General features: G+C 64.0%; 20 protein-coding genes. 9 read left to right on the top strand and 11 right to left on the bottom strand.

Annotated elements, in window-relative coordinates; translation table 11 throughout:
- Positions 1–55: 55 nt before the first annotated feature.
- From F6X37_RS33340 to F6X37_RS33330, 3 genes are all read left to right on the top strand, one after another.
- On the top strand, positions 56–985 hold the full coding sequence (locus F6X37_RS33340; RefSeq protein ID WP_090807267.1) for a LysR family transcriptional regulator: 930 nt from the start codon (positions 56–58) through the stop codon (positions 983–985).
- 136 nt (positions 986–1,121) lie between these two features.
- Positions 1,122–1,760: a GTP cyclohydrolase I FolE gene (gene folE, locus F6X37_RS33335; RefSeq protein WP_187614230.1), complete on the top strand. Its 639-nt coding sequence runs from the start codon at positions 1,122–1,124 to the stop codon at positions 1,758–1,760.
- 218 nt (positions 1,761–1,978) lie between these two features.
- Entirely contained in the window at positions 1,979–3,091 is a 1,113-nt protein-coding gene (locus F6X37_RS33330; protein WP_187614229.1) for a VTT domain-containing protein, read from the top strand.
- A gap of 66 nt (positions 3,092–3,157) precedes the next feature.
- Here F6X37_RS33330 and F6X37_RS33325 read toward each other — a convergent pair whose 3' ends face one another.
- A complete protein-coding gene (locus tag F6X37_RS33325) occupies positions 3,158–4,753 on the bottom strand; it encodes a sensor domain-containing diguanylate cyclase (RefSeq protein ID WP_187614228.1) in 1,596 nt (531 codons plus the stop codon).
- Positions 4,754–4,856: 103 nt separating this feature from the next.
- Positions 4,857–5,702, bottom strand: a complete 846-nt coding sequence (locus F6X37_RS33320; protein ID WP_187614227.1) for a CHAD domain-containing protein — start codon at positions 5,700–5,702, stop codon at positions 4,857–4,859.
- Positions 5,703–5,924: 222 nt separating this feature from the next.
- On the opposite strand from F6X37_RS33320, the gene F6X37_RS33315 reads away from it, so the two are divergent.
- Both F6X37_RS33315 and F6X37_RS33310 read left to right on the top strand, forming a co-directional pair.
- Entirely contained in the window at positions 5,925–6,518 is a 594-nt protein-coding gene (locus F6X37_RS33315) for a short chain dehydrogenase (RefSeq protein ID WP_187614226.1), read from the top strand.
- A 236-nt stretch (positions 6,519–6,754) separates the two neighbouring features.
- A complete protein-coding gene (locus F6X37_RS33310; RefSeq protein WP_187614225.1) occupies positions 6,755–8,341 on the top strand; it encodes an inorganic phosphate transporter in 1,587 nt (528 codons plus the stop codon).
- A gap of 98 nt (positions 8,342–8,439) precedes the next feature.
- On the opposite strand, the gene ppk2 is transcribed toward F6X37_RS33310, so the two are convergent.
- Together ppk2 and F6X37_RS33300 are read right to left on the bottom strand one after the other, a co-directional pair.
- Positions 8,440–9,366 carry a polyphosphate kinase 2 gene (gene ppk2 / locus F6X37_RS33305; protein WP_184063337.1) on the bottom strand — a complete coding sequence of 309 codons (927 nt, stop codon included), beginning with the start codon at positions 9,364–9,366 and terminating at the stop codon, positions 8,440–8,442.
- 161 nt (positions 9,367–9,527) lie between these two features.
- Positions 9,528–9,926 carry a VOC family protein gene (locus tag F6X37_RS33300; protein ID WP_090807279.1) on the bottom strand — a complete coding sequence of 133 codons (399 nt, stop codon included), beginning with the start codon at positions 9,924–9,926 and terminating at the stop codon, positions 9,528–9,530.
- Between the two features lie 180 nt (positions 9,927–10,106).
- On the opposite strand from F6X37_RS33300, the gene F6X37_RS33295 reads away from it, so the two are divergent.
- Positions 10,107–11,156, top strand: a complete 1,050-nt coding sequence (locus F6X37_RS33295; protein ID WP_187614224.1) for a S1C family serine protease — start codon at positions 10,107–10,109, stop codon at positions 11,154–11,156.
- 160 nt (positions 11,157–11,316) lie between these two features.
- Positions 11,317–12,519, top strand: coding sequence for a Fic family protein (locus F6X37_RS33290; RefSeq protein WP_187614223.1), 1,203 nt, complete (start codon positions 11,317–11,319; stop codon positions 12,517–12,519).
- A gap of 40 nt (positions 12,520–12,559) precedes the next feature.
- Here the strand turns inward: F6X37_RS33290 and ggt are convergent, their stop codons facing one another.
- Together ggt and F6X37_RS33280 are read right to left on the bottom strand one after the other, a co-directional pair.
- Entirely contained in the window at positions 12,560–14,305 is a 1,746-nt protein-coding gene (gene ggt / locus F6X37_RS33285; RefSeq protein WP_187614222.1) for a gamma-glutamyltransferase, read from the bottom strand.
- 35 nt (positions 14,306–14,340) lie between these two features.
- Positions 14,341–15,744 (bottom strand): MFS transporter, encoded by a 1,404-nt coding sequence (locus F6X37_RS33280; protein WP_187614231.1) that lies wholly within the window; start codon positions 15,742–15,744, stop codon positions 14,341–14,343.
- Here F6X37_RS33280 and F6X37_RS33275 point away from each other — a divergent pair.
- On the top strand, positions 15,686–15,901 hold the full coding sequence (locus tag F6X37_RS33275; protein ID WP_187614232.1) for a hypothetical protein: 216 nt from the start codon (positions 15,686–15,688) through the stop codon (positions 15,899–15,901). The genes F6X37_RS33280 and F6X37_RS33275 overlap by 59 nt on opposite strands.
- Here the strand turns inward: F6X37_RS33275 and F6X37_RS33270 are convergent.
- Genes F6X37_RS33270 through F6X37_RS33255 form a run of 4 tightly spaced genes read right to left on the bottom strand, consistent with a single transcriptional unit; the run spans position 15,885 to position 19,264 of the window.
- Entirely contained in the window at positions 15,885–16,649 is a 765-nt protein-coding gene (locus F6X37_RS33270) for an NTP transferase domain-containing protein (RefSeq protein WP_187614221.1), read from the bottom strand. The genes F6X37_RS33275 and F6X37_RS33270 overlap by 17 nt on opposite strands.
- A gap of 28 nt (positions 16,650–16,677) precedes the next feature.
- Positions 16,678–17,754, bottom strand: coding sequence for a lysylphosphatidylglycerol synthase domain-containing protein (locus F6X37_RS33265; protein WP_187614220.1), 1,077 nt, complete (start codon positions 17,752–17,754; stop codon positions 16,678–16,680).
- Positions 17,751–18,566 carry a 2OG-Fe(II) oxygenase gene (locus F6X37_RS33260; protein ID WP_187614219.1) on the bottom strand — a complete coding sequence of 272 codons (816 nt, stop codon included), beginning with the start codon at positions 18,564–18,566 and terminating at the stop codon, positions 17,751–17,753. The genes F6X37_RS33265 and F6X37_RS33260 overlap by 4 nt, the downstream gene beginning before the upstream one ends.
- A complete protein-coding gene (locus F6X37_RS33255; RefSeq protein ID WP_187614218.1) occupies positions 18,563–19,264 on the bottom strand; it encodes a CDP-alcohol phosphatidyltransferase family protein in 702 nt (233 codons plus the stop codon). The genes F6X37_RS33260 and F6X37_RS33255 overlap by 4 nt, the downstream gene beginning before the upstream one ends.
- A gap of 239 nt (positions 19,265–19,503) precedes the next feature.
- Here F6X37_RS33255 and F6X37_RS33250 point away from each other — a divergent pair, with 239 nt between their 5' ends.
- Complete coding sequence (locus F6X37_RS33250; protein WP_184063297.1) at positions 19,504–19,935, top strand: hypothetical protein; 432 nt, start codon at positions 19,504–19,506, stop codon at positions 19,933–19,935.
- Between the two features lie 176 nt (positions 19,936–20,111).
- On the opposite strand, the gene F6X37_RS33245 is transcribed toward F6X37_RS33250, so the two are convergent.
- Positions 20,112–20,633 (bottom strand): hypothetical protein, encoded by a 522-nt coding sequence (locus F6X37_RS33245; RefSeq protein ID WP_187614217.1) that lies wholly within the window; start codon positions 20,631–20,633, stop codon positions 20,112–20,114.
- Positions 20,634–21,251 lie beyond the last annotated feature (618 nt).

Genomic DNA, 21,251 nt, shown 5'->3' with positions numbered 1-21,251 from the left:
CGCCCCGCTAGCCCCGCTAGCCCCGCTAGCCATAACAAGCATGTCCGAGACACATATGTCCGAGACACATCTGGATCTGAACCTGATCCCCTATCTGGTCGCGATGGAAGACACGCGCAACGTGAGCCGCGCCGCCGAGCAGCTCGGTGTGAGCCAGCCGCGCGTGAGCACCGCGCTTGGGCGCCTGCGCGAATACTTCGACGATCCGCTGTTCGTGCGCACATCGAAAGGCATGGAGCCGACACCGCGCGCGCTCGCGATCCTGCCCGCCGCACGCGACGCGTTGCTGCGCATCGAGAAAGGCATGCTCGACGTGCAGGATTTCGATCCGGCGACGAGCACGCACACGTTTTCGATCGCGCTGTCCGACGTCGGCGAAATCGTGTTTCTGCCGCGTCTTTTGCAGCTGTTTGCCGAGCGCGCGCCGTCCGCGAAACTGCGCTCGGTCACGCTGTCGCCGTCGCAAGTGGAACGCGGGCTCGAATCGGGCGATGTAGACCTCGCCGTCGGCTATTTTCCGGACCTGGCGGGCAACAACTTCTTTCAGCAGCGGCTCTTCACGCATCGCTTCATCTGCCTGATGCGCAGCGGACATCCGCTGTCGAAGGGGCCGCTCACGCTCGAGCAATACGTGGCGTCCGGGCATGCGGTCGTGCGCGCCGAGGGACGCAGCCAGGAAGTGCTCGAGCAGTACCTCGAAAAGAAGCGCATCAAGCGACGCGCGGTGCTCGAAACGCCGCACTTCATGAGCCTGCCTTTCATCCTCGCGCGCACCGATCTGCTCGCGACCGTGCCGCACGCGATCGGCTTCGCGTACGTGTCGGAGCATGCGTCGATCATGCTCGTCGAGCCGCCGCTGCCGCTGCCGCGCTTCGACCTGCGGCAGCACTGGCATCGCAAGTTTCATAACGATCCGCGCGGCAGCTGGCTGCGCGGCGTGGTCGCCGAGCTGTTCAACGATGCGATGGACGAATGGCCGAAGTAGCCGTGCGCAGCACGCCCGCGACTGCCCCGGCCGCGAAAGGGGCATCGGCACCTTCGGCGCAAAACATGGAACAATAACCTCAGTTACTGACCCCGCGCGCCGCGCAGCGTCGACGCGCGATCCAGGAGGACGACGCATGACCAGCAGCAAGGCAAAGAAGACCAAACCCGTAGCGGCCGCCGAACGCCCGAGCCGCGAAGAAGCTGAGGCAGCCGTGCGCGTGCTGCTGCGCTGGGCCGGCGACGATCCGCAGCGCGAAGGCCTGATCGACACGCCGGCACGCGTGACGCGCGCTTACGACGAGTTTTTCGTCGGCTACAAGGTCGATCCGCGCGACATCCTCGCGCGTACCTTCTCCGAAGTGGACGGCTACGACGAAATGATCGTGCTGAAGGACATCCGCTTCGAAAGCTATTGCGAGCACCATATGGTGCCGATCATCGGACGCGCGCACGTGGCGTATCTGCCGAACCATCGCGTGGTCGGCATTTCGAAGCTCGCGCGCCTCGTCGATGCGTTCGCGAAACGGCTGCAGATCCAGGAAAAGATGACAGTGCAGATCGCCGATACGCTGAACGAGGTGCTGCAGCCGGCCGGCGTGGGCGTGATTCTCGAAGCCGCGCATCAGTGCATGTCGACGCGTGGCGTGCACAAGGCGGGCGTCACGATGGTCACGTCGCGCATGCTCGGCACGTTCCGCACCGATCCGTCGACACGGCGGGAGTTTCTGGCGATCGTCGGGAATCCGGGCGTGGTGGCGATGCCGAATGCCTGATGAGGTGGACCCGGGGGCTGCTCGTGGTTCGTTGACGATGCAGCCCCCGCCCCTGCGAATCCAGCGTGCGCGCCCGCGCGCACTCTCTTCAAGCGCGCCGGCCACCTTGCGGTGGGCACGCGGGGTTGACAGTTAGTTGCGTATTGACGATTGAGGCCGATGGTCGATACCGGCCGTCCACGCATGCCAGGCCAACAGCAGCAACAGGAGCGCCTCAATTGGTCGAGTTTCCGTTGTCGGCGGTTTCAACCTGGGGCAGCGCTATCGTGTTCGTCAACGTCCTGCTGACGCGCCTCGGCGTACCGATTCCGGCCGTGCCGATGCTGCTGTTCGCGGGCTCGGCGATCGCTGCGGGCACCCTGGCGTTCTGGCCGACCCTCGGCGCGGCGGTGCTGGGCGCATTGATCGGCGACGGCACCTGGTTCGCGGCGGGCCGTCTGTATGGACGCAAACTGCTCGCGTGGCTCGGCCGCTTGTCGCCCGCCGTCGATACGAGGCTGGAAACCGCGCGCGCGCTATTCGAACGCTATGGCGTGCCGCTCGTGTCGATTTCGAAGTTCGTGCCCGGCCTCGGCCTGATTACGCCACCGCTGATGGGTACGACCGCCGTCGACATCCGCATCTACGCACTATGGGATCTGGCGAGCGTGATCGCGTGGGCGACGTTCTGGCTGCTCGGCGGCGCGGCCGTGGAACGCGAGGTGCATATGCTGCGCGCGTTCGTCGAGCAGCGCGGCGGCACAATCGCCGACATTCTTCTCGCGGTGGCGCTCGTCTATCTGCTCTACCGGCTGTATCTGCGATATTACGAACGGCGCCGGTTCACGCGAGCCACGTCGGCCCAAGCTGCGCCGATGCAGGCCGCGCCGACGCAGGCTTCATCGGCGAGTGCCGCCGCGTCGAGCATGCCGTCGCGCTGGCGGCGCTCCGGCCGCCTGCGCCGCATGGCGCCGTCCCGCGTGCTCGATGCGCGGCCCGGCGCTCCGCTGCTCGATCTGCGACGCCAGATTCCCGACGCGCGCGCGCTCGATCCGCATTCGCCTGAACAGATCGACGGCGCGCTGCGCACGCACGACATGGTCATCTATTGCATCTGCCCGGACAGCGCGACCGCGCTCGAAGTCTCGCAACATATGCGCAGCAATGGCTACACGCGGATTCGCGCACTGCGCGGCGGGCTCGATGCATGGCAGCGGCGTGGCTTCCCGGTGGGCTTGCTGGCTTACGCGGATGGTTCGGCCGCCGATCGGCCGCGCTCGGCGTTGCGGGACGAAACACCAGCGGCGGTGACGTTGCGCGGCTTCGCGCCGCGCAGTGCGGAGCGCGCCTGAATTGCGCTGCGTCGCGACAATCTGGGCCGGGAAGGCGCTCACGCTCACGCGAACGAACACCTGGCGTTAAGGCGCCGCCCCCGTGCGCGAGACCCCCTGCGTCGCCGAATACTCGTCCCACTGCGCCGACCGGGTGCGATTGCGCCCTTCGTTCTTCGCCACATACAACTGTCCATCAGCGGCGGCCATCAGTTCGAGTCCGTTCGCGACATCCGTGGCGCTCGGCAGCGCCGTTGCGCAGCCGACGCTCACCGTCACCGCCTCCGGTGCATCGTGTCCGCGCACGATGACCTGGTTTTCCACCTTGCGACGAATCTGCTCCGCGACCGCGAACGCGCCCTGCGCGGTCGTATCCGGCAGCACCACCGCGAACTCTTCGCCGCCGTAGCGCGCGACCAGATCGGCCGAGCGCCGCGCCACGGACGCGATGCAATCAGCCACCGCGACCAATACCTCGTCGCCGCTCTCATGGCCGTAGGTATCGTTGAAACGCTTGAAGTGATCGATATCGATGAACAGCACCGACAGCGGCTTGTTCTCGCGTCGCGCCCGCTTCCATTCGTCGTCGAGCCGCTTGTCGAGCACGCGGCGATTGCTGAGCCCGGTCAGCGGATCGGTCGCGGCAAGACGCAGCAGCGCGGCCTGCGCGCGCTGTTTGTCGCGCAGCGCGAACGCGAGCAGCCACGACACGACCACGAACACCGAGCCGAACGAGATGGTCAGCGCGGCGGCCACGTGGCTGCGACGCTGCCACGGCGCGAGCACGTCATCGACAGCGGGCGCGACGGCCACGATCAGCGGGGTGCCCGGTACGTGCGTGTAGGTGAAGATGCGACGCACACCGTCGACCCGCGAGACCGATACGTAGCTGCCGGAGTCGTGCACCGTCATCGGTGCGAAGGTCGGCGACTTGGCGACGCTCGTGCCGATAGCGCGCGCGTCGATCGGCTTGCGCGCGAGCAGCGTGCCATCCGCCATCACGATGAAAACCGAGCCCTGCTCGCCGGTGTCGATCCGGTCCAGCAGGTGCTGGAAATACTCGATGCGGATCGCGAGCAGCGCGATGCCGGCGAAGCGGCCTTGCGCATCGTCGATGCGCCGCGTCAGCGCGATCGACAGCTTGCCGCCACGCAGCCGCGACATGAACGGATGCGAGAAATACAGGCCCGCCGCCGGATTGCGCTGATGCACCTGAAAGTATTCGCGATCGTCGAGATGGACGGTGGTGTTGGCGTCGGCGTACTGCGCGGCGGCCACTTCACCGTCGGCGCCGACTATATACGCGCCGCCGAGAAACGCGGCGGTGGTCGCGCGATCGAACAGCATCGCCTGGCGCACCGGAACCGGCAGCGTCCAGGTGAGCGGATCGCCCGCGGCATCCACCATCGATTGCAGCGACAGACTATAAATTTCGACGTTGCGCGCGAGATCGGCGGAAATGATCGACACGAGGTTTTGCGACGTCTGGCGCGCATGATCGAGCATTTCGCGGCGGCCTTCGCCGACCTCCACCGCCGTCAGGATCGACATCGCCAACGCGACGAGCGTGCCGGCGACGCCGGCCACCCACGGGCGGTTGCCCACATAGCGGGTCATCCCGGCTCGAACGGCGCGCAACGTCAGGCGCAGCCGATGACGCAGCGAAAGCCCATGCGGTGCCACGCTCCTCGCCTCCTTCGCGGACTAGTCTTTCGGACCGCAGCGCGGTGCACCGTGCATTTTGGGCTGCGGATCCTCCGCGCTAGCGAGGACCGAACGCTCTCTCTCAGCCCAGTAGCTCCGACGCCGCGCGCAAGCGGCGTTTGCGTTTCCTGTCGAGCCAACCCAACGCGGCTTCGATGTGGTCCGCGTCGGCAAACGATGCGGCATTGTCGCGCAACAGCGTTTCGCTCGCGACGGTATCGTTGAGCATGCCGAAGCGCTTCTGGATTTTTTTCAGGCGCTTGAGCGTGCGCTTATGGCTGGTTTTAAGCACCGGCCCGAAAAACTCGAACAGATAGCGCAGTTTCTTGCCCGCTTTTCTGACATCGTGAAAGGCTGCGTAATTCGAGCGTTTCGCATGGCGCGCGCGTTTGATGCGCTTTTTCAATGAGCGCTCCGACGCCCCTATGCGTCGAGCGGCAAATTTGCGCAGCGCAATAGCCGAATCGTGCGTGGCGTGCAGTTGTGCGGAAGTGGTGGCCAACGCATCGCGCAGCAGGTGTTTGACGTCGGCGTTCAACAACGTCTCGCGGCTGGTCGCCAGTGTGTCGCGGCGCGCCTGCTCGAGCTTCGGCATCAATGCTTGCGCGCCGCTGTCTTGCTGCCTGAGCAACGCGATCAGGATGTCCCAATCGCGCGTTTTACCCGCCGCGGTGGCGAGAAACTTGTAGACCGCGCGTTGCCGCGAATTTTCGCCCTTGTCGAGCAGCGGTGCGAAAGCCCACCATAACGAACGCAAACGCCGCAGTGAAACGCGCAGTTTGTGCAGCGCTTCGGGTGACGCGTCGCCGTGCACCCCTTTGGCGAGCCGGATCGCCTCATCGACGAGCGGCGCGGCATAGGAAGTGAAGGCACGCTGTGCCGGTTCGTCCTCTACCGGCTCGTTGACTGTCTCGCTGTCTTGCTTCATCGACGCTCCCCGGAAACATGACCTTACTTCCAGCGTAGCAAAAATGATGCTCAGGAGGATCGCGGCGCGTGTCAGCCGGCTCTTCCCTCACGCGTTGGCGCGTCGCGCCGGCAGCGTCTATCCTCGACCGATAGGATCGCGCGTTGCACGGTTCGGCGAGTGCTCCGGCGACGATGCAGTGTGCAGTGCGGCAAATGCCGCAAACAGACCTTAGGAGGATGTATGCGAATACTCGTTGTCGGTGCGACCGGCCTGCTCGGTTCGCACATCGTGAGGCTGCTCGCCACGGAACATGACGTGGTCGGCGCGAGCCGCAAAGGCTCCGAACTGCACGTCGACCTGTCGGACAAACGCAGCATCGAAGCGATGTATGCGCAAGCCGGCAGCTTCGACGCGATCATCTGCGCGGCCGGCTCTGCGAAATTCGCGCCGCTCGCGGCGCTTGGCGACGCAGACTTTTCTTTTAGTCTTGCCAATAAACTGATGGGGCAGGTCAATCTGGTGCGCTGCGGCGTGGACCATGTGTCGCAAGGCGGCTCGTTCACACTGACGAGCGGCGTGCTTGCGCAACAGCCGATGGAAGGCAGCGCCGCGGTCAGCATCGTCAATGCGGGTGTCGAAGCGTTCGCGCGCTCGGCCGCGCTCGAGTTGCGAGGCAAGGCCCGCGTCAATGTGGTCAGCCCGGGGTGGGTCGCCGAAACGCTCGAATCGATGGGCCGCGATCCGTCGCAAGGGGTACCGGCGGAAATCGTCGCGCAAGCTTATAAACGCACCCTCGGTGGCAGCGCAAGCGGCGAAGTAGTCAGCGCATCGTAAGCGCAACCGAAGCCCGCTCGCCGCTCGTGCTATTCATCACTTGCTTAGTCCGGTTCGGACATCTTACTATTCCCGTCCGCCAGCCTGCGTAGTATTTACCGGCGTGAGCGGCGTAGCATAGGCCGCGCCGCGCCTGCTTTTCCCGCACCCCCAATGCCGTCACGTAGTTGTCATCGTTGCGACACACAGCGAAAGCAGCATCAAGAACTCTGCGACCACTTTTTGGGGCTCACGTCATGCCGGAACTTTCGTATCCGCAACCAGGCGCCGCCAGCGGCAAAGGCCGTAACGCGGGCCTGGTTATTTTCGTTGCCCTGCTCATCGCGGGCGTCGTGTACTGCGGCGTTCATCTGATAGACGATCTGCAGCCCGTACGCGAAAGCTCGGTACTGCCATATCTGCTGCTCGGTGTCGCGCTGCTGATCGCGCTCGGCTTCGAGTTCGTCAATGGCTTTCACGATACGGCCAACGCGGTCGCCACCGTCATCTATACCAACTCACTGACGCCGAATATGGCGGTCGTCTGGTCCGGCGCGTGGAATTTTCTGGGCGTGCTGACATCGAGCGGAGCGGTCGCCTTCGGCGTGCTGCAACTGCTGCCCGTCGAGTTGATTCTGCAGGTTGGCAGCAGCGCCGGCTTCGCGATGGTATTCGCGCTGCTGATCGCCGCGATCATCTGGAATCTGGGCACGTGGTCTTTGGGCCTGCCGTCTTCGAGTTCGCACACGCTGATCGGCTCGATCATCGGCGTAGGTCTGATGAATCAGATGCTGCATGGTGCGAACGGCACCAGTGGCGTGGACTGGAATCAGGCGCTCGGCGTCGGCAAGTCGCTGCTGTTTTCGCCGATCGTGGGCTTTCTGCTTGCGGGCCTGCTGCTGCTGATCCTGAAGGCCGTCGTGCGCGTGCCCGCGCTGTATGCCGAGCCGAAGGGCAAGGAGCCGCCGCCGTTCTGGATTCGCTGCCTGCTGATTCTGACCTGCACGGGCGTGTCGTTCGCGCATGGCTCGAACGACGGCCAGAAAGGCATGGGGCTGATCATGCTGATCCTGATCGGTACCGTGCCCACCGCCTACGCGCTGAACAAGGCGGTCACGCCGGCGCAAACGCAGAACTTCGTCGCGGTCGCGCATCAAACCGCGGCGACGCTGTCGCGCTACACGCAGGGCGCGGCGCCTTCCGCGGATCCGCGCGCCGACGTCGAGGCCTTCGTGCGCACCCGTCAGCTGACGCCCGCCACGCTGCCGGCGCTGCAGCAACTGACCGAGCAGATCGGTCGCCAGGTCGCCGAGTCGGGCTCGATGGCCGCGGTGCCGCAAGGCATCGTCGATAACGTGCGCAACAACATGTATGTCACCTCCGAGGCGATCCGTCTGATGCAGAAGGCCAATCAGCCGCAGTTCTCGCCCGAAGACGCGAAGGTCATCGCCAACTTCAGAACGCAGATCGACCACGCGACCAAGTTCATTCCGCCGTGGGTCAAGGTGGCGGTCGCGATCGCGCTGGGTCTCGGCACGATGGTCGGCTGGAAGCGCATCGTCGTTACGGTGGGCGAGAAGATCGGCAAACAGCATCTGACGTACGGCCAGGGCGCGTCGGCTGAACTCGTCGCGATGGTCACGATCGGTGCCGCCGACGTCTACGGTCTGCCGGTGTCGACGACCCATGTGCTCTCTTCCGGCGTGGCCGGCACGATGGCGGCCAACGGCTCGGGTCTGCAATGGGCCACGGTGCGCAGTCTGATCCTCGCATGGGTGCTGACGTTGCCCGCGTCGATCGCGCTCGCGGGCGGGCTGTTCTGGGCGTTCCGTTCGGTGTTCTGAGTTCGCCGATCTGGCGGGGCGAAGCAAGAAGAAAAGCGCGGTACGCTGATATACGTACCGCGCTTTTTCGTTGGCCAGCTATTTCATACGATCCGCTGTTAATACAGCTCAGGCACGATCATCGACTGAGGCACCGGCTGACGGCTATAGTCTTCGTGATAGACACGCGACGGCAAGTCGATCTGCGGATGCTCGATCTCGTGATACGGCACCTGGCTCAGCAGATGCTGAATGCAGTTCAGGCGCGCGCGTTTCTTGTCGACGGCCTGCACGACCCACCACGGCGCCTCGGGGATATGCGAGCGCTGCAGCATCACCTCCTTCGCCAGCGTATAGGCTTCCCAGCGGCGCCGGCTTTCGAGATCCATCGGACTCAGCTTCCACTGCTTGAGCGGATCGTGAATGCGGTTCTGGAAGCGGATTTCCTGCTCTTCGTCGGTGATCGAAAACCAGTACTTGAGGATCTGCACGCCGCTGCGCGCCAGCATCTTTTCGAACTCCGGCACCGAGCGGAAAAACTCTTCGTATTCCTCGTCGGTGCAGAAGTTCATCACGCGCTCGACACCCGCGCGGTTGTACCAGCTGCGATCGAATAGCACCATCTCGCCGCCCGCCGGCAGGTGCGATACATAGCGCTGGAAATACCATTGCGTGCGCTCGCGATTGTTCGGCGCGGGCAACGCGGCCACGCGGCACACGCGCGGATTGAGGCGCTGTGTGATGCGCTTGATCGCGCCGCCCTTGCCGGCCGCGTCGCGCCCCTCGAAGATCACGACGAGCCGGTGCCCGGTCGCGACGATCCAGTCCTGCAGCTTGACCAGTTCTCCCTGCAGCCGGAACAGTTCGCGGAAGTACTGCTTGCGCGCCTCGCGATGCTCGGGCGTCAAGCCGGCCGGGCCGTCGATGATGCGGTCGTCGACCTCCATTTCGAGTTCTTCGTCGTAGGCATCGATGAGGTCTTCCTCGAAACGGCGTTGCCGCTCCGCCATCAGTTCGATATCGGGTCTCGGGTCCGGCTCTTTCATTGCGGCTCTCCTCGCAACAGGAATGGGATGGCGCGCGGCGGCTAGCGCGACGCGGTCGCGTTCGATTATCGAAGCGCGAGGTGTCAGCCGTGTTACCGCGTGGGCGGCCGCTGCACATGCGTGATAACCCCATGATAGCGAGTTTGCCCCGACTTCCGCCGCTAGGGCAGCGGCCGCGCGAAGCTCAGTTCGTGGCCGTCCGGATCGGTGATATGAAAATAGCGCTCGCCCCACGGCGCATCCGACGGCGCGAACGTCGGCTGCAAGCCTGCCGCCACCGCCCTGGCATGGAACGCGTCGACGTCCGACACGTAGATGATCACGCGCCCCCACCAGTTGACCGGCGCGCGCGCATCGGCGATCAGGTTCAAATACGAACTGCCGAACGCGAACGACGTGAAGGCCTCGCGCGGACCGCCGAACTTGATCGGGAAGCCGAGCGCTTCGTAGAACGCGACGGCGCGCTGCATGTCGCTGGTGGCGAGCGTGATCGCACAGAGCGACTCGATGCGTGGACCCGGCTGCGGGGATTGCGGCGCTGAAGCGTTAGATGCGGACATGAGCAGGGTCTCCGTGGCGCGAGCGAGCGGCGAGCGACGGCCCGCCCGGGAAAGTGTCTCACGGGCAGCAGTGGCCACCGGTCTGGCGGCGCGGCCGGGACGCCGCCGACGCCCCCGGGATGCACTTGAAAACTCGCGCGGCGCCCCGCATCTCGGAGCCCGTCTATCCGGAGCATCGTTATGGGAAGCCGCCCACGCTTCATCGATGACCTGTCGAGCGCCGCATCCGACGCCCCCGGGCCCCAATCCACCGAGCTTTTGACCCACGACGACGACGCGCTGCTCGACGCCTACTCCCGCACCGTGATCGGTGCACTGGAGCGCGTGCAGCAGGCGGTCGCGTTTATCGCCGTCGAACGCCGGCTGCCCGGCGACGCGTCCGCGCATGGGCGCGGCGTGCGGGGCGGCACCGGCTCGGGCTTCCTGTTCACGCCCGACGGCTACCTGCTGACCAATAGCCACGTCGTGCATGGCGCGACGCATATCCAGGTGACGCTGGCCGACGGCGCGAAGTTCGACGCCGATCTGGTCGGCGACGATCCCGGCAGCGATCTCGCGGTGCTGCGCATCGGTTCGCCGGAACCGCTGCCGCATGTCGAACTCGGCGAATCATCGAAGCTGCGCGTCGGGCAGATCGCCATTGCGGTCGGCAACCCGCTCGGGCTGCAACAGACCGTGACGACCGGCGTCGTTTCGGCGCTCGGCCGGTCGCTGCGCTCGAACTCCGGCCGCATGATCTACGACGTGATCCAGACCGACGCGGCATTGAATCCGGGCAACTCGGGCGGACCGCTGATCAATTCGGCGGGTCAGGTGATCGGCGTGAATACCGCGATCATTCCTGGCGCACAGGCCATCTGTTTTGCGACGGCGATCGATACCGCGAAGTGGGTCATCATGCAGATCTTCGCGCACGGTCGCGTGCGACGCGCGTATATCGGCGTGGCCGGCACGACGACGCCGCTGTCGCGCCGCGTGCAGCGCTACTTCGGGCTCGGCACGCAAAGCGGCGTGCGCGTGATGGAGATCGTCAAAGGCAGTCCGGCCGCGCTCGGCGGCTTGCGCACCGACGACACGATCGTCGCGATCGACGCGCAGCCGGTGCAGGATGTGGATGCACTGCAACGCACGCTCGATGCTTCGCGTATCGACAAGCCGGTCAACGTGGCGGTGTTGCGCGGCGCGCAGCGGGTGGAGTTGACGGTGACGCCGGTGGAGCAGGCAGGGTGATGGGGGGATTGCCGGGGGACTGCGGGGTGGACAGTCAGGCGCCACCCTACCGCAAACCCTACATTAGACTCTACAAGAAATAACTAAAATCCTTATAAATCAATTTATTGAACGATATAATCAACAACATCTAACTCTACATTAAACCCTACAATCCGCCATGACGACCGTCGTATCGTTCGAACCCTTGTTTCCTGAGGACCGTGTATTGGATCCGCTGATCGAGCGCACGACCGAACTCGTCGACTCATCGCAAAAGCTCCTTGCCGTAAGCGGGACGCCATTTGCCGCGGCGCTCGTCCCGCAATTGCGTGCGATGAATTCGTACTACACAAATAAGATCGAAGGCCAGCACACCACGCCCGCCAGGATCGAGGCCGCTCTCAAGCGCGACTATTCAGCTGACGTCGCCGAGCGCAAAAAGCAGCGCCTTGCGATGGCGCATATTGCAACGGAATCCTCGCTCGAAGAAGAGTGGGATTTGCTTGCGACGCCCGCCCTGTTCGAGCCCGCACGACTTACGGCCATTCATGAGCGATTTTTTTCCTATTTGCCGGTCGCTGAGAGATTTACCAGCGAGGGCGAACCAATCGTGCCGGGCGAACTTCGCAGATCGGACGTCACCGTGGGCCGGCATCTCGCGCCAGAACCTGAAATGATCGCGCCATTGCTCGATGCATGGGCCAAGCGATATGCGCGCCTACGGATCAAGGACCATCAGTTGATCGGCATCGCCTGCTCGCATCATCGGTTGGCATGGACTCACCCGTTCGCAGACGGCAATGGCCGGGTGGCACGTCTGCATTCACATCTCGCTTTACGATCGGCCGACTTGACGCATGGCCTATGGTCTCCGCTTCGCGGTCTCGCACGCGAACATGAGCTGTACTACGCAAGATTGAGCGAAGCCGACCAGACGCGCCGCAATGACCTCGATGGCCGAGGCAATCTATCCCAGGAAGGCTTGGTGCGTTTCGCGCGGTTCTTTCTCGATTGCTGCCTGGACCAGGTAAGCTTTATGGTTCGCATGACCGAGTTCGATGGCATTGCAGATCGCCTGCTCGATCTATTGCGCTACCTCGATTCGAATCCGTGGATGATCGGCTCCGAAAAATCGGTGATCAAACCGGAGGCCTCGGCACTGGCGATGGAGTTTGTGGCGACGCGGCGTGCAGTCAGCCGCGCCGAATTCAATCAGATACTTGGCGTTACTGATGTTCTGGCTCGCCGGATTACGCGCTCTCTACTTGATATTGGACTGCTCGACTCGCCTTCGCATCGCGGCAATCTCTCGTTCGGACTCCCATTGAAAAGTCTTCGATTTCTATTCCCGAGACTATGGCCCGAAGTCGATCAGGACTAGGCTGATCGTCGAAGAGAATGGCTGCAACCGACTCTCCTCCCTACCGAACCACCCGCGTCACCCCTCGCCCGCGCGGATCGGCCGCCGCCTCCGGCTCGTCCCCATCGATCCTGATCACCTGAACATCGCCGGTGAATTCCTGCCCTTCCAGCTTGTAGCCCTTCGCCTCGAGCTGCTGGGCGAGTTCGCCCTCGATCGGCTTGTACGGCTCCGAATAGATCGTATTCGGCGGCAATAGCTGGTGATGGAAACGCATCGCGGCGAGCGCATCCGGCAACGGCATGTCGAAGTCGTAGATGTCGTTGATCACCTGGAAGATCGTCGTGAAGATCCGCGATCCGCCCGGCGTGCCGATCACGAGCGCGACCTTGCCGTCCTTCGTCAGAATCGTCGGCGCCATCGACGACAACGGGCGCTTCTTCGGCTCGATCGCATTCACGTCGCTGCCGACCACATCGAACATGTTGGCGGCGCCCGGCTTCGCGGAGAAGTCGTCCATCTCGTCGTTCAGCGCGATGCCTGCCCGATCCACCACGACGCCCGAGCCGAACGCGCCGTTCAGCGTGTATGTGTTCGACACCGCGTTGCCCCATTTGTCGACCACCGAAAAATGCGTGGTCTCCGCCTTCTCCGGCATCGAGGTCCCGAGCCCCGGCTGAATGCTCTTCGTGTCCGACGGCATATTCGGATCAACCTCGGCCGCGCGCTTGGCCAGATACGGGTCGTCGATCAGTTGCGCGACCGGCACCTTGTAGAAATCCGGGTCGCCGAGATACTGCGCGCGGTCCGCGAACACGCGCTTCTCGAGCTCCGCGGTCAGATGCACGTATTGCACGGAATTGAGCGGCACTTTTTTGAACTCGGGCGCGATATCGGCCTTCATCTTCAGCAGTTGCACGAGCCCGACGCCGCCCGAACTCGGCGGCGGCGCGGTGATCACGCGGTAGCCGTTCCAGTTCGCCTGCACCGGCTCGCGCCAAACCGCCTTGTACTGCGCGAGATCGGCCTTCGTAATCAGGCCGTGGCCGCGCATCGAAGCGGCGATCAGATCCGCAGTCTTGCCCGTGTAGAAATCTTTCGCGCCCTGATCGGAAATACGCTGCAGGACCGCGGCAAGGTCAGGCTGCCTGAAGGTGACGCCCTGCTTCAGATTGCCGAAGTAGGTGTCGAAATTGGTCTTGCCCGCGAAGTTCTTCGCCGCATCGTCGCGCAGCTTCTGCAGTTGCGGGGCGACCACGAAGCCGTCGCGCGCATAGTGAATAGCCGGCGCGAGCACCTGCTGCCATTTCAGCTTGCCGAAACGGCGCTGCGCTTGCCACATGCCGTCGACGGTGCCCGGCACGCCCACCGCGCGATAGCCGACCAGGCTCATGCCTTTGATGATCTCGCCCTTGTCGTCGAGATACATGTTCTTCGTCGCGGCGAGCGGCGCGCGCTCGCGATAGTCGAGGAAATACGGCTTGTTGTCGACGTACAGCGTCATGAACCCGCCCCCGCCGATGTTGCCCGCATCCGGGAACGTGACCGCGAGGGTGAAGGCGATCGCGGCGGCCGCATCGACCGCATTGCCGCCTTCGTTGAAGATCTGCTCGGCGGCATCGGCGCCGTATGAGTCCGGCACCGCAATCGCCGAACCGGCAAGCACGGCCGGTTGCGTCTTCGCGGGCGCTTTCGCGACAGCAGGCGCCGCCTCGAGAAACCCGGTTGAAACGCAGAGGATTGCGATCAGGGCAAGACCGCTGATCGAAGCACTGGTTGAAGCTTTGACGTTGCGAAACAACTTCATGACCTCCTCATCGACGACGACATCCGCATGATGGCTTACGCGCGCCCGCGACGGCCGCGCGAGATCTCATCGCCCGCGTCTCGCGGCAGCCGCCGCGTAATCGGAATCGACAGGCACGAGAACAGACCGACGACGAGAAACGCCGGCCAGAAATCGGAGAACACGATGTTCGGATGCCCTTGCACACGATGCGAAATCTGCAGCACGATGCCCGAGATCGTCACGCCGAGGCCGAGCGACATCTGCTGGATGACGCTCGCGACACCCGTCGCGCGGCCGACGTCGCTGCCCGGAATATCGGCATAGGCCAGCGTATTGAGCGACGTGAATTGAAGAGAAGGAAAGAAGCCGCCCACCAGCACGATGCACCAGATCACCCAATGCGGCGTGCCGGGAAAGAACAACCCGTACACGGCGATCGCGAGACCCGCGCACGCGGCGTTGACCATCAGCACGGTACGAAAGCCGAAGCGTTCGAGAATGCGCGACGCCACCGTCTTCATGAAGATCGAACCGAACGCGGACGCGCACGTGATCGCGCCGGCTCTGAACGCGGTCATGCCGAGCCCTTCCTGCAACGCGAGCGGCAACAGGAACGGCACGGCGCCAAGACCGATCCGAAACAGCGAACCGCCGATCACGCTCGCATGAAAACTTGGAATGCGCAGCAAACGCAGATCGAGCACCGGCAGCGCGACGCGGCTCGCGTACAGCACATAAAGCAGCAGCAACACGATGCCGGTCACGCACATGCCGACCGATTGTCCCGTCGACACCAGTTCGCCGCCGACCAGCGAGAGCCCGAGCATGAACAGCGAAGCCCCGCTAGCCGACAGCACGAAGCCGAGCCAGTCGAGCCGGCCCGGATGCGGCTCGCGCGTATTGGCGATGTACTTGTTGGTGAGCCAGATGCCGAGCAGGCCGATCGGCACGTTGATCACGAAGATCAGACGCCAGTGCAGATAGGTGGTGATAAAGCCGCCGAGTGGTGGCCCGACCACCGGACCGAGCAACGCCGGCACCGTCAGATAGTTCATCGCGCGAATGAACTCCGACTTCGGCAGCGACCGGAAGATGATGATGCGGCCCACCGGCACCATCAGCGCGCCGCCGATGCCCTGCACGAAGCGCGCGAGCACGAAGGTATCGAGCGAAGTGGAGGCCGCGCACAGCAGCGAGCCCGCCATGAAGATGCCGATCGCGGTGCGGAACACGGTGCGCGAACCGAAGCGGTCGGCGACCCAGCCGCAGATCGGGATAAAGACGCCAAGGCCGATCACATACGCGGTGACCGCAAGCTTCAGCGTGATCGGATCATGACCGAGGTCGCGTGCCAGAACCGGCAGCGACGTCACGATGACCGTGCCGTCCACGTTTTCCATGAACATCGCGCACGCGACGATGAGCGGAACGATGAAAGCGCCTAAAGCGAGCAGCATTGTCATGGCGACGGGCGGCCAGCCATCAATGGAAAGCGTCGATTATGGCATCGCGGCGACAACAAATGTTGTCGCGCGAGGGGATTTTGCCGGGGTGCCATCGCGCGCTGCCGTGCATCTTCGCGCGCGGCACGGACGCCTCAGCGCGATGCGCTGACGAGCGGCTGCAACTGCGGCAGGATCTCGTTGGCGGCGCGCGCGACGTCGTTCGGAAAGTCGATTTCGATCCACGGCGCGCCGCTCACGTCGGCCGTGTCGAACAGCTGGCTGCGCTCGAGCAGCAGGTCGCGCACCGCCTCTTCGTGCGGCATGTTCGCGCGGCCGCTGTCGATATAGCCCGCGACGATCTGCGTGAAGCGTCGCGCGGTTTCCTCGCGGAAGCGGAAGAAACCGACCGACTCGCCGATCGTGTCGTACTCCAGATTGACCGCGAGCTGCTTGCGCAACTCGACCGGCACGCCGTCCTTCAGGCACAGCTTGACGGGCTCGTCGCCCGCTTCGAAATCGCGGTCGATCAGCAGACGGTTCACCGACTCGCCCGCCACCAGCGCGCTCAGGATGCGCTCGTCGTACAGCACGTCGGCGTCCATCAGCAGCACGTCGCCGCCGCGCGTCAACGCGTCGGCAACGGTATGCACGGTCAGCACGCTGCCAAGATCGAAGCGCGGATTGAGCACGGTCTCGACCTTGTGCGGCCAGTCGATGCGCGCGAGTTCCGCCTGCACGGATTCCGGCTGGAAACCGAGCGCCAGCACGACGTCGGTCACGCCAGCGGTTTTGAGCATCTGCAGATGCCGTTCGAGCAGGCTCATGCCGTCGAACTGCAACAGGCATTTCGGAAACTGGGCTTGCGGCGGCTGCTGGAGACGCAGGCCGAGGCCCGCTGCGAGAATGATTGCGCGCATGCGCGGTCCTTTGAAAAAAGTACGGGGGTCAATCGGCAACCGGCACACGCCGTGGAGCGCGCCGGCGTTGCCAGCTTCGTTCGCTGAAGTGCAATACAAGCAGGCCCGGCAGGCCCAGCAGGAGTTCACGCGCACGCTTGGCGAGCGACAACGCCAGTGCCGCGTCGGGCGGCAAACCCACCAGCGGCGCGAGCAGCAGATAGCCGCCCTCCTGCACGCCGAGCGAGCCCGGGATCATGAAGGCCGCGCCGCGAATCGCCTGGCCGATGCTTTCCAGCAGCAGCGCGTCGATCCAGCCGACCGGATGACCGAGAAAACGCAGCGCGAGCCATACCTCGGCCGTGCCGACGACCCATCCCACGAGGCTCAGCGCAAAGCTCGCCGCCACGCGGCCGCGCTCGCGGTACAGCGACTGCACGGCGGCATCGACGGCTTCCGCGCGCGTCATCAGCGACGACCAGTCGCGCTTGCCGAACACCTTCGACACCACGCCCAGCAGCCGGCCGAACAGACCGCGCCGCTGCGCGAAGTAGAACGCGGCGATCAGCGCGCCGAGCACGCCGGTCGCGATCAGCGTTGCGGTGCGCAGGTCGTGCAGCGTGCCGTGCGCGGCGTATGCGCCGAACATCGCGAGGCCACCGAGCGCGAACACGATTTGCGCGAGCGCCTGCCAGGTCGTGCTGACGGTGATCGCGGCGGCCGCGTCGCGCAGCAGCATGCCGCGCTGCGACAGTTGACGCACCATCACCACCGGGCCGCCGATCTGCCCAGCGGGCAGCAGGCTATTCACCGACTCGCCGATCCATCGCGCGGACAGCGCATCGCGCAGCGAGGGTTCGGCTCGCGCAGCGCTCGTCGGGCGGCTGGTTGCACCGCTTGCCGGACCTTCATGCGCACCGTCACGCGAGGGGTGGTCGCGCTTGAACAGCACGGCGATCGCAGCTGCATCGAGCACGAGCGGCACCACGTGGAACGCGGCGACGACCGCGAGGCCCCAGCCGGCTGCGAGCAAGGTCGACGCCACCGAGCCGAAGCCCTGCCAGGCGAGCAGGCCGACGAACAGCGCCGAGCCGATCGACAGCAGAAGCAAGGCCGCCCGACTCACGCGGCGTCCTTGCCGCGCGAGGCCATCTGACGGAACACCTGGCGGAAACCGAAGTACGCGATCGCGTCCTTCATGTTGGAAAGGAAGCGGCGCCACGACCGCATGTTGGGATCGGTGACGTATTCGAACGTCAGCGACACACGCATCTCGTTCGGCCCGGCCGCCGTGATGCGATGACGCAGTTTGTCGCCATCGAAAAACACGAGGCCGCCCGGCGGAATCTGCACCGAGCCCGGCTGGTCCGGCACCTCCGGATTGCGCGTATGCAGTTCGTAGTCGAGCCGGCACGACGATTCGTCGATCACGCCGAGCAGCAGCGTGTAGCGGCGTCCCTCGTAATACGAAGTATCGTAGTGCCAGCCGATATGGTCGCCGGGGCGCGTGTAGTAGTAGAGCGCGTATGCGTGCGGATCGTCGGCGGGCGACACCTGCAACTGGTCGCCGCTAAGCTGCTCGAGCCAGCCGATCAACTCCTTCGAGCGATACAGCTCGGCGATGAACGGCGCGAGACGGTCGATCGTATGGCGGCTGACACTGCCGCCCTGCTTGTGACCCGGCAGATAGTTGCGGTTCACTTCGTCGAGCAGCGAGCGCGCGCTGTGTACCAGCTGCGCGGTCACTTCCGGCGCGAGGAACTCGTCCAGATACAGAAACGCGTCCTGCGCGGCGAAGTCTTTACGCAGACGCGCGTTGTCGAACGTGCGGGTCCGGCTCGCGACCGCGCGGTCGGCCTCGGGCGCGGGCGTGAGCGCCGCCACGGGCGTGCCTGACGACACGGGCGCGATCACGTCGTCTTCGGCGTGCAGATTCATTTGCTGGCCCACTGTTGACGGGATTCAGACGCGCTGGCGGCCTTGGCCGTTGGGCGAGCGCTACGGCGCGCGACGCGCCAGTAGTCGATCACCACCCATACGGCGAACAGCGGCGCGCCGATCGACGCGACCACCACGAACGGCGCGACGACATTCGTCAGCGTGACGATGGGCAGCAGGTACAGCACGTCCTCGGTTTCGAAGCCCCCCATCGACGCCTGCTTCGTGCCGGCCTTGCCGACCATTTCCTCGATCCGCATGCGCAAAAAGAAGATCAGGGCGACCGCGACACCAGCCACCGCGCCGAGCACGCCGGGCGCGAGCTTCAAAGCGTCGATATGCGCGCCGCCGACACCGATACCCATGCCGACGAACAGCATCACGGTCACGAGCGCATCACAGGCGAGGTCGTAAAAATGACCGATGCGGCTCGACTTGCCGCCCACTCGCGCGAGTTCGCCGTCCGTGTGATCGACGAAATTCGACAGGACGATCAGCAGTGCGCCCGCATTGGCCCACGCGAATCCCCCGTGCGCAAGGCACAGCGCGCCTGCGACGCCGATCAGCAGGCGCAGCGTGGTCAAATGGTTCGGGGTGACCCAGGTGTCGACTAGCGGTGTCACGAGCCGGCGGGCGAGCCGGGCGTCCCACGTACGTGGCGGCGGAACGTTGATTGGAGGTCGGGGTTGCGAAGTCATAAGGCGGAAATATATACGGGATTCCGAAAGCTTGCTGTTATGCCATACGTTGCTCTGCAATTTGCAGATGCCGTTCGTGTGTCCGTCACAAAGCGGAATTCACCGAATCGCTGTAAAGTGCGAATCCGTTGTGCCAGTCACGCGGAATCTGTTCGATGTGCAGCACCGCTCGTGCCCTCCGGGGGATGGCGCAGTGGTTGCTAATCCACGACATCGACTGTTGACGCCCGCCTACGCTCATGAACCGTCTCCTTGTCCCTCTGCTCTTTGCCGCCGCCGCCGCGCTGCCCCTTTCCTCGTTCGCCGTGGAGCTCGACGCGCCGCTGACATGCAATGAGAGCGGCCACCAGTTCATTGCCGATCTGATGCAGCAGCAGCTGATCAAACCGAAGCCAAGTCACGTCGAAAGCAACTCGATCAACGCGTTCTCGCCGATGCCCGATGTGCATCTGACCGCGTTCGGTTTCCGCGTATTCGCGGTGGTGGGCTTCGAAAAGGACGACCCGATGTTCCGGGTCGGCGACGGCGAACCGGTCGCCCAGTCCGCGTATGGCGCGGTCGTGTTCGGCAGCGACGACAATGTTAAAAGCGCGCTTGAAAACGCCGGCAGCACGGCGATCGTGCATCACGTCGCGCCGCTCATCACCGCGATTTTCTGCAAGCGCAGCTAGGGTTTGGCGAGACGTCGTATTCGACCGTTTCGCCACGATCGTCGATATCTTCGACCACGAGCCAGTTCGAGTGGCCAGTGAAATAGCAGCGCCGCTCTGCCAACTGCGCCATGATCGCCGGCAGTGTCAGCGACCAGCGGATCCGATCACGACGCAACTGCGCCTACAACCGCCACTTACCCCGGCCGACGAAACTCGTTTGCCACCCACGCCGCGGCGCTCGCCTTGCTGAGCTTGAACGTCGGCGCAACCTGCACTTGCGCGATCTGCTCGCCGAAAATATCGAGCGCGCTCAACAGTGCGTACGGCTCGTCTTCGTCGGGGACGATGTCGAGCGTGATGTCGAGTTCGCCGTTGCCGTCCGCGTTCGGCACGCGCACTGTCTTGTGCAGTTGCGCGCGCAGCTGCTGCTCGTGACGACGCAGCACTTCCGCCGCGGTTTTCACGAGCGTGTTGAACGCCGATACGTCGAGCGGCTTCGGATCCTTCTTGTTGCGGCCCATCGTCCACGGTCCGACGAGCGCAGGCTCCGCCTCGCCGTCCTTGATCATTTCGACGGCCCAGCCTTCGTCGTCTTCGTTCTTGATGATGCGCGCGGTCCAGCCGTTGTCGCGCCACAGACGTTCTTCATGCACGCTGTCGTCCGGTCCGAGGAACTCGGCATTCGTGTCGGTCGAGGGAAAGGGCGTGTCGGTCATCACAGGTTCACTCACTTCGCGAGGCGCACAAACAGATTTCGAACCCGCGATTCTACCTGCCCAGCCCGCCTGGCCCTGCTCGCTCTGACGAACGGACAAGGCGCGTTCGGAACGGCTGCCGCCGCTCAACGCGCAAAAAGTTATATTCACCTACGCGACGATTTATAAATCCGCTTTAAATTTCAGATAAAAAAACGCGGCCCGAAAGCCGCGTGTAAAAATGAAAAAGACACCCTTTGGTCGAAGGGGTCTATCAAAATTATAAGTGGCATCCCCCCTCGATTTAAGGCTTTCTTCGAAAGACTGCATTGCGCAAAACCGTGGGAATCAGCGCAAACGGCCTCGTCCGCTTTGCCCTTCTGCTCGCCGCGAGGCTCCCGCCATTCATCGTAAAAATAATTTCCTTTTGAGGACCTGCACTTACGCGATTAATTCACATAATCCCCGATTCGGAAATAAACCGTTGTAAGGCGCGCAATTAAATATCCGCATAAGTGTTCACGAGAAATTGACTTGAAATCTGGTGCTGTATCCGCCGAGCAGCTCAGCAAGTTCAGCGTCGATGGTTTCCCGGGTCCAGGTGACGAAGCGTCGCCAGTGGTATTTGAAGTGCTTCCA

Origin of the sequence: Paraburkholderia sp. 31.1 (assembly GCF_014397645.1) — a bacterium.
Lineage (GTDB): Bacteria > Pseudomonadota > Gammaproteobacteria > Burkholderiales > Burkholderiaceae > Paraburkholderia > Paraburkholderia tuberum.
Note: the sequence above shows the minus strand (reverse complement) of the source record. Positions and strands in the feature narration are given on the sequence as shown.

Coding starts and splice junctions, on each gene's coding strand:
- F6X37_RS33280 (WP_187614231.1), bottom strand. CDS start 15,744: ATGCTGCTCGCTTTAGGCGCTTTCATCGTTCCGCTCATCGTCGCGTGC.
- F6X37_RS33270 (WP_187614221.1), bottom strand. CDS start 16,649: ATGCGCGCAATCATTCTCGCAGCGGGCCTCGGCCTGCGTCTCCAGCAG.
- F6X37_RS33275 (WP_187614232.1), top strand. CDS start 15,686: ATGAACATCGCGCACGCGACGATGAGCGGAACGATGAAAGCGCCTAAA.
- F6X37_RS33320 (WP_187614227.1), bottom strand. CDS start 5,702: ATGAAGCAAGACAGCGAGACAGTCAACGAGCCGGTAGAGGACGAACCG.
- F6X37_RS33310 (WP_187614225.1), top strand. CDS start 6,755: ATGCCGGAACTTTCGTATCCGCAACCAGGCGCCGCCAGCGGCAAAGGC.
- F6X37_RS33260 (WP_187614219.1), bottom strand. CDS start 18,566: ATGAATCTGCACGCCGAAGACGACGTGATCGCGCCCGTGTCGTCAGGC.
- F6X37_RS33290 (WP_187614223.1), top strand. CDS start 11,317: ATGACGACCGTCGTATCGTTCGAACCCTTGTTTCCTGAGGACCGTGTA.
- F6X37_RS33300 (WP_090807279.1), bottom strand. CDS start 9,926: ATGTCCGCATCTAACGCTTCAGCGCCGCAATCCCCGCAGCCGGGTCCA.
- ggt (WP_187614222.1), bottom strand. CDS start 14,305: ATGAAGTTGTTTCGCAACGTCAAAGCTTCAACCAGTGCTTCGATCAGC.
- F6X37_RS33245 (WP_187614217.1), bottom strand. CDS start 20,633: ATGACCGACACGCCCTTTCCCTCGACCGACACGAATGCCGAGTTCCTC.
- folE (WP_187614230.1), top strand. CDS start 1,122: ATGACCAGCAGCAAGGCAAAGAAGACCAAACCCGTAGCGGCCGCCGAA.
- F6X37_RS33295 (WP_187614224.1), top strand. CDS start 10,107: ATGGGAAGCCGCCCACGCTTCATCGATGACCTGTCGAGCGCCGCATCC.
- F6X37_RS33315 (WP_187614226.1), top strand. CDS start 5,925: ATGCGAATACTCGTTGTCGGTGCGACCGGCCTGCTCGGTTCGCACATC.
- F6X37_RS33340 (WP_090807267.1), top strand. CDS start 56: ATGTCCGAGACACATCTGGATCTGAACCTGATCCCCTATCTGGTCGCG.
- ppk2 (WP_184063337.1), bottom strand. CDS start 9,366: ATGAAAGAGCCGGACCCGAGACCCGATATCGAACTGATGGCGGAGCGG.
- F6X37_RS33250 (WP_184063297.1), top strand. CDS start 19,504: ATGAACCGTCTCCTTGTCCCTCTGCTCTTTGCCGCCGCCGCCGCGCTG.
- F6X37_RS33255 (WP_187614218.1), bottom strand. CDS start 19,264: ATGACTTCGCAACCCCGACCTCCAATCAACGTTCCGCCGCCACGTACG.